This is a genomic window from Thalassolituus sp. UBA2590, from assembly GCF_002339775.1.
Classification (GTDB): Bacteria; Pseudomonadota; Gammaproteobacteria; order Pseudomonadales; family Oceanobacteraceae; genus Thalassolituus.
Map to the genome: position 1 here is coordinate 1 of NZ_DDKU01000111.1, position 14,877 is coordinate 14,877.

Consider the following 14,877-nt stretch of genomic DNA (forward strand, 5'->3'; position numbering starts at 1 on the left):
TTTGAGCCCAATAAGACTGAACCCGGGAGTCAGACAGGCCGACGATCTTGATGTTAAACAGACTGCGCGTACGACTGCCGGGAGGTAGGGCTACAGGCTGCAGATCACGACCCACCGAAGCCCCCATAAACAGATTGCGTATCTGTTCACGGGATAATCGCACGCCGGTATTGTCGGAATGCGTCACAATAATGATCCGCTCACTGGCGAAGGCAGCAAATGCTCCTGGTGCAGACAATAAGGTCAGCGCCAGTAAAGAGCTAAATATGAGTCTCATCAGAAGATCCACTCCCACGCCACTTGGTAGAGGTAGGCATTTTCAGTGGAGTCATTTGATGATGGGCTCATAAAGAAACCGCTGCGGCTTCGTGACTCTTCAAGCAGAGTTATTTCTGCTTTCAGTGCCATATTCATCCGAAAGTCCCAACGTGTTCCCAGGGTGTAGCTATCCAGGTTGCCATTCGGTGTGCTGGCAAATACCTGGTAGTAGGCCGTTGATAACATATCCTGCTGCGGGTTTCCGGTCGGGGGCATCGGCAGCTCGTTCGACATTTTGACTGCACTGTATTCGCTGCGGCTGTATGTCGCGTGCAGTGTCCAGTCGTTGATAACCCGACCTGCCATCAGGTAGTAACCCGTGATCTCAGGAGCAATTTCGTACCCTGTGACTATGTTGACCCATTCTGCTTTATAGAATGAATTTAACGTGTCGTAGCTGAGAGATGTCTGCAGAGCGTATACATTACCGGAAGATTCCAGACTTTTGGCGCTGTCGTTGTAGCCGAGGGCATACAATTGTGAGCGCAGTTCAGATACATTCGGGATCTCGGTCGTGTTGTGCGCCTGATGGTATGACATGCGTAAAGACAGGTTATTGCGATTAATCGTAGCGACGATCCCCGCCAGGTCTTCAACTTCTGTTTCAACGTCTACTTTTGTGCCGGCAAGGAACAAATCGCCTTTGAAGTATCCATAGTAAGCTTCAAGGTTGAGGGCCAGAGAGTTACCGGCGTGATAATAACTGGCACTGGCACCATTAAAATTAGAGAACAGGTAATTGTTGTAAACCTGCACAGGTGCGGTTACCCATGGATAGCTGTAGCCAACGTCGTAACCGTCGCTGTAAATAAAAAACGGTGTACGCAGTTTCCCAGCCCTGAAGTGCCATGCGCTGCTTGGCTGGTAACTCAGGTAAGCCCACTCCAGCCCGCTGTCACGATCGTCACTGGTATGTGCGACAAACTGGCTCGAAACGGACAGTTTATCGTTGAAGGAATAGGATGGCTGTACTGCTAACAGTGATTGCTCATCCAGAGATGCTTCATTGGTATAGCCATCGAAACGTCGGCTGCTGTGGCTGAGGTAGCCACCAATGACGCGGGCAAAGCCCGAGATTTCCAGATTGTCGGTCAGTTTTTCTGCATAGCATGCCTCTGCACTCAGAAGGAGGGCAGATACAACGGCAGCAACACCGGGTATTTTTATCATTATATGGTTGCTCCAAGTTGCGCCAGAGAACTCAATGTCGGCTCTGTTGCAGGAGTATAGTAATCAAATCTGTCCATACAGCTTGCGGGATGTCCCACTTCTGACAGTTTGGCCTAATATGTCATATAAGTGATAGGCTGAGAAGGATAAATATCATTCCTTAACGGCCAGACATTGAACTTATAGTGCACTATGATCTGATGGCAGGTATAAAAATTTACGACGTCAGGGAACAGAGAGAGTTACATGCTGATTAGAAGCATCAGAACGGCGGTAATGCTATTGAGTCTTATCTCGATTGCACTGGTCGCTACTTCTGTATTTTATTCTGCCCTGCGCGAGCATCGGGAGCTTTACACCCGTTATGTTGAAAGCGATCTCCGTGCACTCTCTGACAACATGGCCAGCGACCTGGTTGGGATTCTCAGTAAGTCGGATCATTTCTTCGACCTGAAGCGTTATCTGCTGAGCCTTGAGCCTTACGAAAATGTGGTGGGTGCCGCCATTTTTGACCCGCAGTGGAACGTACTTGAACTGTATGCTGGCCAGGCCATGCTTGAGAGCCAGGGTGATTTCCCCGTTGATTTCACGGACTGGAAGTTTTTCGAGTCTGGTGTACTACGCGACGACGGACGTCTGATTGCTGTCCGACGTATCGGCGAACCACCTTTGGTGATGGGGCATCTGGCCTTGATCGTTGACCTTGAGGGGCCACTGCTTTCCAGCACTATCAGCCTGGCATTACGTATTCTTCCTGTCGCGATTGCTGTGATACTCATCATGGTGGGGCTGTTCTATGTTCAGGCCAGTCGCTGGTTGTGGCCATTGACTCAGCTATCTGAATTTGCCCGAAAAGTTCAGGAAACCAAAGACTATCGATTGAAGATCCCTGTATACGGTAAGTATGAGGTGTCTTCGTTAACGCAGGACATCAACAATATGATGGATGCGATCCGTGTTGAGTCCGATATTAATCAGGAGTACGTCGAACTTCTGGAGCAGCGCCGGGAGGAAATGGAATACCTGGCGAACTACGACAGTCTGACGCGTCTGCTCAATCGCCAGAGCTTTATGGGTATTCTCGATGCTTCATTACGTGAACTGCGTGATAGCGGGGAAGGTGATCTGGTGGTCATGTTCGTCGATCTGGACGGTTTTAAAGAGGTTAACGATACGCTGGGCCATGAGGTCGGTGACAAATTGCTGGTTGAGGTTGCTGAGAGGCTGAAATCGTACATCCCGAGAGAGGACGTTGTCAGTCGTCATGGCGGTGATGAATTCCTTGTCCTGTGTCGAACCTCTCCTGATCATCCGGAGAGTATGGCTGAAAACATTGTCGGTGGCCTGAGAACGACTTTTCTGATTGATTCATGGGAGGTCCGGATCAGCGCCAGCGTCGGTATTGCGCGGGCGTCAGAAGGTGGGTTTGATACGCAGGACACTATCCGTAATGCCGATGTCGCTATGTACGTTGCTAAAAAAGAGGGTAAGTCTCAGTACTGCTTCTTCCAGGAACATATGCTCATTGAGCATCAGCGTAAAATAGACATTGCCAATGCCATTGAGCCGGGCCTGGAGCGCGGCGAGTTTTACATCTGTTATCAACTCAAGGTCAGCAGCGATGGTGAGCCCCGTGGTGTTGAGGCACTGGTGCGTTGGAACAGCCAAACGCTGGGCAGAGTGTCGCCATCAGATTTTGTCCCTATTGCTGAACGCTCAGGCAAGATTACTGCGCTGACCGACTGGGTTGTTGAGCGTGTCTGCCGCGATGTTGCGAATTACTTTCAGGACCTTCCTGTTCCGATACTGGTTTCTCTTAATCTGTCGGCATACGATCTTAAGCGCTACCAGTTCTCTGATTTTATCCGCAGTACGTTTGAAACCCATGCTGTTCGTCCTGAGCTCATTGAGTTTGAAGTGACGGAGCATGCGTATCTCGATAATCTTGAGATGGCGAATCGATTCTTCAATGACATCAGCGAACTTGGTTGTCGCGTCGCATTAGACGACTTCGGCACAGGGTATTCGTCGCTCAGTTACCTGACTCGTATTCCTATCGATCTGATCAAAATTGATAAGCAGTTTGTTGAGAATATTGGCCTTACAGCCCGCGATGATGCATTGGTTTTAACCATTATTGAGATGGCCAAGCGTCTGGGGATAGAACTGTGTGCAGAGGGTGTAGAAACCGAAGCTCAGCGTGATTTTCTGAAGATTCACGGTTGTAACCTGATGCAGGGCTATCTGTTTGACCGTCCTCAGGAGCTAGAACAGCTCAAGGCCAATTTTGCCACGTCAATTTCGGATCAGTCAGGCGTGCTCACGCACCGATAGTCGTTCACCAATACACTGACTCAGTACCGGGAAATCCTCCGCCGCTCGTGATTCTGGCGCGAAGCTTTTGAACTAATTCCATGCATTCAACCCTAGACCTTATGAGGAATAGGTTGTTCGGAGTGTCGCTTAGGGACACTGGTAAAAATGGGCTCATCAATCCGGACAAAAAGAGTCAATGGGCAGGATGAAACCCTACGGACATATCGATGTCTCAATATTTGCGTGAAAGTCTTAAATGACAAAATAGTCACCTTTGTGACGGGGGCATCAACATTTGTGGAAATGATAGGGGGCTGGTTCAGAGTTTTGCGACCAGCCTCGAATTTCTTTACGGCCCCGAGTGAGTGTTTGCCGAGACTTTATCTATACTGAAATCAGCACATGCCCAAGGTCAGGAGCCTAGCGAATGGATGATCAGGTCTACACGAACGATGCAGATCCTCAGGAAACCAAAGAATGGGTGGATGCAATCCACTCCGTTATTCGAGCTGAAGGGTTAGACAGAGCCCACTTCTTAATTGAACGTATCGCCGAAAGGGCCACCAGGGACGGGATGCCACTCCCGTACGCCCTGAATACCCCGTATCGCAACACTATCCCACCTGAAAAAGAAGCGCCGATGCCGGGTGACCTTTTCATGGAACGACGTATCCGCTCTCTGGTGCGTTGGAATGCGTTGGCGATGGTACTGCGAGCAAATAAAGAAGGGGCGGGTGATCTTGGTGGACATATTTCCAGTTTTGCCTCCAGTGCGACGTTGTACGATGTGGGATTCAATCACTTCTTCCGTGCTCCGAACGCTGACAGTGAGCAGTCACCACTAGGCGACCTGATTTACTACCAGGGCCACGTATCCCCGGGCATTTATGCGCGAAGCTACCTTGAAGGTCGCTTCGACGAACACGATCTTGAACGTTTCCGACAGGAAGCGCTGGCGCCAGGGCTGTCATCGTACCCTCACCCGAAACTGATGCCAGATTACTGGCAGTTCCCAACGGTTTCGATGGGGCTTGGTCCGCTACAGGCGATTTATCAGGCGCACTTTATGCGTTACCTCTCGGCGCGTGGGCTCGTGCCGCGTAAAGGCCGTAAAGTCTGGGCCTTCCTCGGTGACGGTGAGTGTGATGAGCCAGAGACTCTGGGCGCTATCGGTCTTGCTGGGCGTGAAAAACTTGAAAACCTGATCTTCGTTATTAACTGCAATCTTCAGCGCCTTGATGGGCCGGTCAGGGGTAACGGTAAGATTATTCAGGAGCTGGAGAGTCAGTTCCGTGGGGCTGGCTGGAACGTTATTAAAGTCGTCTGGGGCCGCCACTGGGATCCACTACTGGCAAAAGATCGCAAGGGTCTTCTGCAGAAGCGCATGGATGAAACCGTTGATGGTGAGTACCAGAACTACAAGGCGAAAGGCGGTAAGTACACACGTGAGCATTTCTTCGAAAAGTATCCTGAGCTGAAAGATCTGATTAAAGATCTCAGCGATGAGGATATCTTCAAACTTAACCGTGGCGGGCATGACCCGTACAAGGTGTTCGCTGCGTATCATGAAGCCGTGAATCACAAAGGGCAGCCCACGGTTATTCTGGCTCATACCGTAAAAGGGTATGGCATGGGTGGCGAAGCCGAAGGTCAGAATCAGGCGCACCAGGTTAAGAAACTGGATATCGATAGCCTGAAAGCCTTCCGGGATCGTTTCGGTATTCCTATACGTGACGAAGACCTGGAGCACCTGCCGTTCTATCGTCCGCCTGCTGACAGCCCTGAAATGACTTACATGCGTAAGCAACGTGAAAAACTGGGCGGCAGCCTGCCGGTACGTACTGAAAACTGGCAGGGCCTTACTGCGCCTGACTTGTCGTTCTTCCAGGCCCAGCTTGATGGTACTGGAGAACGTGAAATTTCAACGACCATGGCGTTTGTGCGGATCCTGTCACAGGTGGTGAAAGACAAGAACATGGGCGAACGCGTTGTTCCTATCGTGCCGGATGAGGCGCGCACGTTTGGTATGGAAGGCATGTTCCGCCAGATGGGGATTTACTCATCTGAAGGCCAGCTCTATGAGCCAGTCGATCAGGGGCAGGTCATGTACTACCGCGAAGATAAGAAAGGCCGCATTCTTGAAGAAGGCATCAACGAGGCCGGTGCATTTTCGGCCTGGATGGCTGCAGGCAGCTCATACAGCACTAACGGCCTGGCTATGATTCCTTTCTACATTTACTACTCGATGTTTGGCTTCCAGCGAATCGGCGACTTTGCCTGGGCGGCTGGCGATATGCAGTGTCAGGGCTTCCTGATTGGTGCTACCTCCGGACGCACAACACTGAACGGTGAAGGTCTGCAGCATCAGGATGGCCACAGTCACTTATTGGCGTCGACCATTCCGAACTGTATCTCTTACGATCCGACCTATGCCTATGAGATGGCAGTGATCGTTCAGGATGGTCTGAAGCGCATGTACGAGAAGAAAGAGAAAGTCTTCTACTACATCACCTCTCTGAATGAGAACTACCCACACCCAGTCATGCCGGAAGGTGTTGAAGAAGGCATACGCCGCGGTATTTATCGCTTGCGTGAGTCGGCTGGCACCGACAAACCAGTACAGTTGATGGGGTCAGGCTCTATTCTTCGTCAGGTTGAAAAAGCGGCCGAATGGCTTAACGAAAAAGGTATCGCTGCCAGCGTCTGGTCAGTGACCTCGTATAACGAGTTGCGCCGTGACGGTATGGCCTGCGAGCGTGAAGCTCTGCTGTCCGCAGGACAGCGCACGCCTGAGCCGTATGTGACCTCTCAGCTGAAACAGAGCGAAGGTCCGCTGATTTCTGCAACCGACCACATGAAAGCCTACTCGGATCAGATCCGTCCTTACATCCCGGCGGGTCGCAGTTATCAGGTGTTAGGTACCGACGGCTTTGGTCGCAGTGACACCCGTGACGCCCTGCGTCGCTTCTTTGAAGTCGACTGGCAGCATATCGCCTGGGCCGCAGGTTATGAGCTGATGAAAGAGGGCACTCTGTCTGCCGATGAGCTGGAAAGCTGGAGAGAAGAGCTTTCTATTGATGCGTCTAAACCAGATCCGCTGTACAGCTGAGGAAGGAACCGATGACAACATTGAAAATTCCTGACTTGGGTGGTTCCAGCAACGTCGAAGTTATCGAGGTACTGGTCAGTGATGGGGACAGCGTCGAGAAAGAGCAGGCTCTGATTGTCCTCGAAACAGACAAAGCTACGATGGAAATTCCGGCTGAAGAAGAGGGCACAGTAACCGGTGTGCTGGTGAAGGTCGGTGATAAAGTCAGCCAGGGAGACGATTTTCTGGAACTGGACAGTGCTTCGTCAGGTGACAGCAGTGCTCAAAGTTCAGATGGCGACGACAGCGACAGTAATGCTGACACTGCGTCTGAAGCAGAGACTTCTGATGAACCTGCCGAGAGTAAAGAAGCTGCTGGAAGCGGTGAGAGCAAAACCATCCCTATCCCTGACCTGGGAGGATCTAAAGACGTCGAAGTGATCGAAGTGTCTGTTCGCGTTGGTGAAGAGGTTGATGAAGAGCAGTCAGTGATCACGCTCGAAACCGATAAAGCCAGCATGGAAATTCCTGCTGGAGTTGCCGGTACGGTCGAAGAAATTCTGATTAAGATGGGCGATAAGGTCAGCGAAGGTGATCCTATGGTGGTGGTAAAAACCGCTGCCACTGCTAAGCAGGAAAGCAAGCCAGCACCCGCCAGCTCTAGCGAAAGCAAGGATAAGAAACCGGAGTCTGCACCTGCGTCAACGGCTTCTCAAGCTACGCCAGCTAAGAGCAACGCTGCACCGGCGATGTCGGCCGTTGCGGCATCGCCTTCGAAGCAGGTTCATGCTGGCCCTGCGGTCCGTAAGGTGGCACGGGAATTTGGTGTCGATCTGGCGTTAGTTGCGGGCTCTGGCCCTAAAGGGCGTGTTCTTAAGGAGGATGTTCAGGCCTTTGTTAAAGAGCGTGTGAACGGTCCTGCAAGCGCAGGCGGAACAGGCATCCCAGCAGTTCCGGAGATCGACTTCTCACAGTTTGGCCCGGTAACAACAGAGGCGTTGAACAATATCAAGCGAGCGACTGCGCGCTCGATGACGACGGCCTGGTTGAACGTGCCTCAGGTGACTCAGTTCGACCACGCTGATATCACGGGTCTGGAGGCTTTCCGTAAGGAACAGAACGCCAACGGAGACGTGCGCTACTCTATTGTTCCCTTCGTACTTAAAGCCATCGCAAAACTACTGAAAGAGTTCCCGACCTTTAATGCATCGCTTGCGCCGGACGGTGAATCTCTGATTATGAAGGGGTACGTTCATATTGGCGTCGCGGTGGATACACCGAAAGGATTGCTAGTCCCTGTAATTCGTGACGTCGATCAGAAGTCTGTTACAGAAATTACACAAGAACTGGGAAATAAGGCCAGCCTGGCCCGTGAAGGTAAACTATCCTTAAAAGACATGCAGGGAGGTTGCTTCAGTCTATCCAGTCTGGGCGGAATTGGTGGAACTGCGTTTACACCGATTGTTAATCCGCCAGAGGTTGCCATTCTGGGCCTGTCACGGTCTGAGATGAAACCCGTCTGGAATGGTTCTGAATTTGTTCCTCGCTTGATGTTGCCTCTGTCGCTTTCATACGACCATCGGGTGATCGACGGGGCTGAAGCAGCGCGCTTCAGCCAGAAACTCGTGAGTTATCTGGAGGATATGCGGCAGCTCTTGATGTGAAGTTTTAGCGGAGATTGTACATATGTTCAGGTCACTGATGCTTCCGGGTATCAAGTTTATGGGGCGTTTAAGCTACGCCTCCAAGTTCAGCCTCATCAGTTTCCTGTTTCTGGTGCCTCTCGTAATCCTCAGCGGTCAGGTCTTTCTGGCCGCGTTCGATTCTATGAAGAAAACCGAGCGCGAGATTAATGCAGTACATTCTGTTGAGCTGTTACTCGCCTTTACTAAAGAGCTGGAAAACGTTCGAGACATTTCTGCAGCGGCGGTGATTCAGAGTGATCAGGCCCTGATAGATGAAGCAATGCGTCTTATCGGCCTGCTTCCACAAAAAACTAATACGCTGATAGATCAGCTTGATGACGATAACCTGATCACCTCCATCGAAGAGTGGCGCTCTCAATACCTCGGACGTTTCAGTATCGTTGGTGAGCAACGTCAACCGGCTTTTCTCGATCAATTTAATTACTTCCAGACGAACATCGAAGAGATCTATCTGACTGCCCGTCAGTATGCGCAGACCTCCGGACTTACATTGGACTCTGATGACACTGTCCAACGCCTGACGTCTACCTTGCTGATTGATCTTCCTCAGGTTGAAAGAGCCGCTGGACTTGGCCATTCTGCGGGTATCTATGCTTTCGCTGAGCAGTACTTGCAGTCATCGACTTATGACCTGATGAATCTCATTTATGATGAAATTCTTGCGGCTGAACAGGGCACCGAGCTGGTCATGGCCAACGCCGAAGTGACAGGTGATGCCGCCTTGGCCGATAACGCACGCAATGTCCTGGCATTTCTGAATGACCTGAGAATGACCCTGGATGAAGAGGTCATTATGGCCGCTTCTATCGAGCGCCCGTGGCAGGATTTCCACAATTACTATCTTGAGGCATCGTCCGTTTTCGATAACATGCGTGGCAATGCATTCCCTCTGCTTCAGACCCGGCTTGAAGAGCGACTGGCTGGCCAGACTACTCGTGTCACCACACTCGTTACTGTGCTGCTCGTAACACTCTCTATTATTGTTTATCTGTATCTCTCGTTCTTTATGTCTGTTCGGGCGACGATCAAAAGCTTTACCAGAACTGCAGGCGTTGTGGCAGGAGGTGACTTCACTCGTCGGATTGAGGTAGTCGGCAGTGATGAGATGGGACAGTTACGCGATGCATTTAATCAGATGATTGATAATATTCGTCAGACTTTGACCGCGGTCAAAGACTCTGCGTCTGAAGTCGGGATCAATGTGTCTGAGGTTGAATCCATTGCAGACCGCAGTCGCGAGGCAGTCACCGTTCAGTTGGCACAGACCAACGAAGTGAGTACCACCATTGAAGAGGTTGCTGAGAGTGCGGCTGATGTCAGTCGTCTTGCAGAAGAAGCCGAAGAGGCAGCCCGGTCAGGACAGGGCAAATCCGATGAAGCAGGTAAGGTTGTCACACGCGTGATGGGTGAGGTAGGTCGTCTGTCTGACGAGATGGAAAATTCGATGGCGGCTGTAAACCGCCTGGCAGAAAACTCGACCAGCATCAGCTCTATCCTTGAAACGATTAAAGGTATTGCGGAACAAACCAATCTTCTGGCATTGAACGCAGCCATTGAAGCTGCGAGGGCTGGAGAGCAGGGCCGCGGGTTTGCTGTGGTGGCGGATGAAGTGAGGACACTGGCGAGCCGAACTCAGGGGTCCGCTCAGGAGATTGAAACCTTGATCAGCGATGTTCAGGAAAACATTGTCAAAGCAGTCGACACCATGCGTGTTAATCGCGATATGGTGGATGCAACCGTGAAAAATTCGGTGCAGGTGAGTGACACTCTGGCAGAAATTCAACAGAGCATGGGCGATATTCAGCAACGTACGGACCGTATTGCGGGTACCGCTGGTCAGCAGCGTGAGGCGGCGACGCGCTTGCGCACAAACCTGAGTGAGATCCGCAGTACCGGTGAAGAAACGTCACGCAATGCAGAAGGTACGGTTCAGGCCGTTGCCAAGACCCGTTCAATCGCTGAATCGCTGGGCAATAAAGTCGACCAGTTTAAAGTTAACTGACCGCGACGTAGGTCGATACGGGCCCACTCGTTGAGAGTGGGCTCTTTTCATCAGTAACAGAGGATGATCACGCAGGTCGCGGTTCAGTCGTTTCTATTCTGTTGCCATATTCGATGGTTTCTTCATCGTAGTTAGCCGTTTTCAGGGCTGCCATATCTGCGAAGTAGTTCTGGTAAAGCTTCCATGGCTTTTCCATGCCCTGACGAGGCAGAGTGTGGGCCATACGCGCGATGTAACCAGACTGCATGTCCACAAATGGACGCGTTTCCATTTTACCGTGGTGGTTCACAGGCTTAGCTTCACGGGCGCCAATGTGATCCATGTGCTTCATCAGACCACAGAACCATTTAGACAGCATGTCGGCTTTCAGTGTCCATGATGCGTTGGTGTAACCGAAGATCATGCCGAAGTTCGGGATGTCTTCGAACATTACGCCGCGGTAGCTCATCTTCTCTGGCATTGGGATTTCCTGACCGTCCATCGTCAGATTCATGTTGCCAAGCAGCTGAATTTTCAGGCCTGTCGCCGTTACGATGATGTCCGCTTCCTGTACTTTGCCAGACTTCAGCAGAATACCGTTCTCGACGAAACGATCAATGTGATCGGTAACGACGTTGGCTTTACCGGCCTTGATTGCTTTGAACATATCGCCATTTGGCACAGCGCACAGACGCTCATCCCAAGGATTGTACTTAGGCGTAAAGTGCGACATATCGAAGTCTTTAGGCAGTTGGCTGGATACCTGCTTCTGCAGAAGCTTACGAGCCAGCCCCGGGAATTTCTTACAGAAATTGTAGATAGCCAGGGTGATAGTCACATTACGACCGCGTGTGATTTTGTAGACCCACTTTTCAGGCATGATTTTACGCATGAAGTTAATCATAGGGTCCATCTGCGGTACAGAAATCACGTAAGACGGCGAACGCTGCAGCATGGTAACGCTCTTAGCCTTGTCGGTCATCGCCGGCACCAGAGTAACCGCCGTTGCACCAGAGCCGATTACGAGTACGTTTTTGCCTTCGTAATCCAGGTCTTCAGGCCAGAATTGTGGGTGAAGAATCTGGCCTTTGAAGTCATCACGACCTTCGAAGTCAGGCGTGAAACCTTCGTTGTAGTTGTAGTAACCAGTACAGCTCAGCAGGAACTGTGAGCGATAGGTACGTGTCTCGCCATCAACTTCTACCGTGACTGTCCACAGTGATTCACTGCTCGAGTAGTCAGCGCCGATCACTTTGTGGCCAAAGCGGATGTGCTCTTCTACTTTATTTTCCTGAGCAGCTTCGCGGATGTAGTTACGGATGTCGTCGCCATCAGCGATGCCTTTTTTGTTTACCCATGGTTTGAATTCATAGCCCAGAGTGTACATGTCAGAGTCTGAACGGATACCAGGGTAGCGGAACAGGTCCCAGGTGCCACCAATTGCCTGACGGCCTTCCAGAATGGCGAAGCTTTTACCTGGACATTCTTTTTTCATGTGGCAACCAGCACCAATGCCTGACAGGCCTGCGCCGATGATTAGAAGGTCAAAATATTCGTTAGTCTGAGACATAGTCACACCTGTTGTTATCGTATGAGTCGGCTTGCTGACCGGCTTATGTCGGTAGCAGGCCCTCGTTGTTCAAGGGTGCCTTGCGGCTGATGGTGTGTAATTTGTCTGAAATAAAGCAAGGGGGAAAGGTGATTGGCCGACACAAATCTGTACTTAATTGACACATGTCGTGAAACCCGCCAGCTGCCTGATGCAGAATACACTATTGATTGGCTCTAAAAGCCCCGTCATTGCTGGCTTCATTGCCTTGGCCGGGATTGTTATAGCAGTGTCCGCTTCTGTTTGTTAGTTTGTACTCACTATCGCATTTGATGTTGATCTGGCGTTTTTAATTTCATGCACTAAAGCTATCGAGAGTGTAAGTCTAATAGCTTTTCTTTCTCTCATGTGCGCTGGGTTATGGAGTGGCATCTTTCAGACGTCGTTTCAGCACCCGGCATCTTACGGGGTGCTTTAACGTCATATCCGTCGGATTTGTGCATTCAGGTCAGGAGGTATTTCCTGTCGATTGTTCCCGCAGGAGAGAAAAGAATGCCTTCAGAGAGCAGGCGCTGCCGTTGTTCTACATAGCCTGGGGAGCCACTAGGCAGGCTTATTTTCCGGTTGGCATTGATTACCCGGTGCCATGGCAGCGCTGATTCCTCAGGGAGTTGCGACAGGGTGCGTCCGACCCAGCGGGCACGGCCGGGAAGCCCGGCCAACCGGGCAAGCTCTCCATAGGCAATGACCCGCCCAGCCGGCACGCTGCTCAAGGCAATGTATAGCTTCTCTTCATCAGAAGGTGTCTGGATCTCTTCGGGCATAGACTCAGATACGTAATGCACCATCGACTTCAATGACCCGGCCGGAAACGTATTCATTCTCGAGCAGGAAAACGACGGCATGAGCAATTTCTTCAGGCGTCCCCATACGTGACGCCGGAATGCCAGAGCAGATCATCTCCAGTGTTTCCGGGCGCATACCGGAGGTCATTTCTGTTGAGATAAAGCCGGGTGCAATTGCGTTCGCACGTATGTTGTAGCGCGCCAGCTCTTTTGCCCAGGTAACGGCCATTGCAGCAACACCAGCCTTGGCGGCAGAGTAGTTGGTCTGGCCAACGTTACCTGCGCGACTGATACTGGATATATTGATCAGGCAGCCGGGCTCTTTGTTACGCACCATATGGCTGGCGGCTTCCCGCCCGCACAGAAAAACACCGGTAAGGTTAACGTCGATCACCATTTGCCAGTTGGCCAGGCTCATGGTTGTAATTTCGTCGTTCTTTGATTTAACGAAGAGCCCGTCGCGTAGGATGCCAGCGTTGTTGATCAGGCCGTGAATCCCACCGAAGTCGGTGTTAATCGTATTGAAGGTGGAGACGACGGAATCTTCATCGGCGACATTGCATTCGTATAAGCGAGCTTCCCCTCCCAAAGCACTGATCAGGCGTTGTGTTTCCTGCATCGGCTCAGGGTTGAGGTCAATGATTGCGAGGCGGGCGCCTTTCTTGGCGAGTTCGACAGCCATGGTCCGGCCGAGTCCCTGACCTGCGCCAGTGATTGCAATTGTGTGTCCGTGAATGTTCATGGGAAGCTCCTGGGGCGGCTGAATGCCCTGAGAGTATAGCGGCTAGCCAGTGTCCCTTGCAGGTACTGGCAGCTCTGTCCGCTTTGCCCGGGCGGGTGCCCGGACAAGCAGAGCGATAGAGCTTACTTCTTACCGTACTGAAGCTCTTTTGCGGTAATTCGGCTGGCACGGAGAGACAGCCAATCACGGAAGTAGTTCTGATGCAGCTTCCAGGCGCCTTTGGTGCCTTGCTTCGGTAGCTGATCTTTTACCCGGGAGATATAACCTGATGTGAGGTCGATAAAGGATTTCTTTGCCATACCCGGATCATGGTTGACCGGAATAACTTCGTCGTAGCCCTTATCATCCATGTAGTTAACAATGCGGCAGAAGTAGTCAGCAATCAGATCGGCTTTGAGCGTCCATGATGAGTTGGTATAACCAAATACCATGGCGGCGTTCGGGATGCCCTCGAACATCACACCACGGTAGCTCATCTTGTCCGTGACATCGAACGGCTGCCCATCCATAGTGACGTTGATTTTACCAAGCACAACAACTTTCAGACCGGTAGCGGTAATGATGATGTCGGCTTCCAGCGTTTTACCTGATTTCAGCAGGATACCATTGTCGACGAACTTATCGATGTGGTCTGTCACAACGTCTGCTTTGCCCTTGTGAATGGCCTTGTACAGGTCGCCGCCGGGAACGGCACACAAACGCTCATCCCATGGGTTGTACTTCGGAGTGAAGTGCGACATGTCGAAGTCTTTCGGCAGAATCTTCTTGTTGAAATTGAAAATGAAGTCACGGGCTTTCTGCGGGAAACGCTTGCAGTAGTTGTAGAACGCCATGGTCAGCATGATGTTGCGGCTGCGGATAATGCTGTATACGAAACTCTCAGGCAGGAACTCACGCAGGCGGATAGCGAGTTTGTCTTTGCTCGGCACTGGCACGATGTAGGTTGGCGAGCGCTGTAGCATAGTAATGCTTTCAACTTCACGTGACATAGACGGGATTAAGGTAACCGCCGTTGCACCTGAACCGATTACCACGACTTTCTTACCTGTGTAGTCGAGATCTTCCGGCCAGAACTGCGGATGAATAACCTGACCTTTGAAGTCTTCACGCCCTGCGAATTCTGGAGTGAAGCCTTCATCGTAATCGTAATAACCGGTACAAC

10 protein-coding genes are annotated in these 14,877 nt (G+C 51.3%); 4 read left to right on the plus strand and 6 right to left on the minus strand.

From position 1 onward, the window contains the following. Nucleotides 1-277, minus strand: a 277-nt coding sequence (locus B2067_RS09970; RefSeq protein ID WP_301388319.1) for a hypothetical protein, incomplete at its 3' end; no start/stop codon positions are given. Continuing rightward, nucleotides 277-1,488 (minus strand): hypothetical protein, encoded by a 1,212-nt coding sequence (locus B2067_RS09975; RefSeq protein ID WP_297534006.1) that lies wholly within the window; start codon nt 1,486-1,488, stop codon nt 277-279. The genes B2067_RS09970 and B2067_RS09975, both read right to left, overlap by 1 nt. A 246-nt stretch (nt 1,489-1,734) precedes the next feature. On the opposite strand from B2067_RS09975, the gene B2067_RS09980 reads away from it, so the two are divergent. From B2067_RS09980 to B2067_RS09995, 4 genes are all read left to right on the plus strand, one after another. Beyond that, on the plus strand, nt 1,735-3,822 hold the full coding sequence (locus tag B2067_RS09980; protein ID WP_301388320.1) for a putative bifunctional diguanylate cyclase/phosphodiesterase: 2,088 nt from the start codon (nt 1,735-1,737) through the stop codon (nt 3,820-3,822). 409 nt (nt 3,823-4,231) lie between these two features. Continuing rightward, nucleotides 4,232-6,913 (plus strand): pyruvate dehydrogenase (acetyl-transferring), homodimeric type, encoded by a 2,682-nt coding sequence (gene aceE / locus B2067_RS09985; protein ID WP_068438447.1) that lies wholly within the window; start codon nt 4,232-4,234, stop codon nt 6,911-6,913. 11 nt (nt 6,914-6,924) lie between these two features. Beyond that, entirely contained in the window at nt 6,925-8,556 is a 1,632-nt protein-coding gene (gene aceF / locus B2067_RS09990; protein WP_301388321.1) for a dihydrolipoyllysine-residue acetyltransferase, read from the plus strand. Between the two features lie 22 nt (nt 8,557-8,578). After that, nucleotides 8,579-10,600, plus strand: coding sequence for a methyl-accepting chemotaxis protein (locus B2067_RS09995; protein ID WP_301388322.1), 2,022 nt, complete (start codon nt 8,579-8,581; stop codon nt 10,598-10,600). Nucleotides 10,601-10,667: 67 nt separating this feature from the next. Here B2067_RS09995 and B2067_RS10000 read toward each other — a convergent pair whose 3' ends face one another. From B2067_RS10000 to B2067_RS10015, 4 genes are all read right to left on the minus strand, one after another. Beyond that, a complete protein-coding gene (locus B2067_RS10000; protein WP_301378032.1) occupies nt 10,668-12,149 on the minus strand; it encodes a flavin-containing monooxygenase in 1,482 nt (493 codons plus the stop codon). A gap of 482 nt (nt 12,150-12,631) precedes the next feature. Then, entirely contained in the window at nt 12,632-12,952 is a 321-nt protein-coding gene (locus B2067_RS10005) for an MGMT family protein (protein WP_414716536.1), read from the minus strand. A 4-nt stretch (nt 12,953-12,956) separates the two neighbouring features. After that, complete coding sequence (locus tag B2067_RS10010; RefSeq protein ID WP_301378034.1) at nt 12,957-13,715, minus strand: SDR family oxidoreductase; 759 nt, start codon at nt 13,713-13,715, stop codon at nt 12,957-12,959. Nucleotides 13,716-13,837: 122 nt separating this feature from the next. Next, on the minus strand, nt 13,838-14,877 hold a 1,040-nt coding region (locus B2067_RS10015; protein ID WP_301388324.1), incomplete at its 5' end, for a flavin-containing monooxygenase.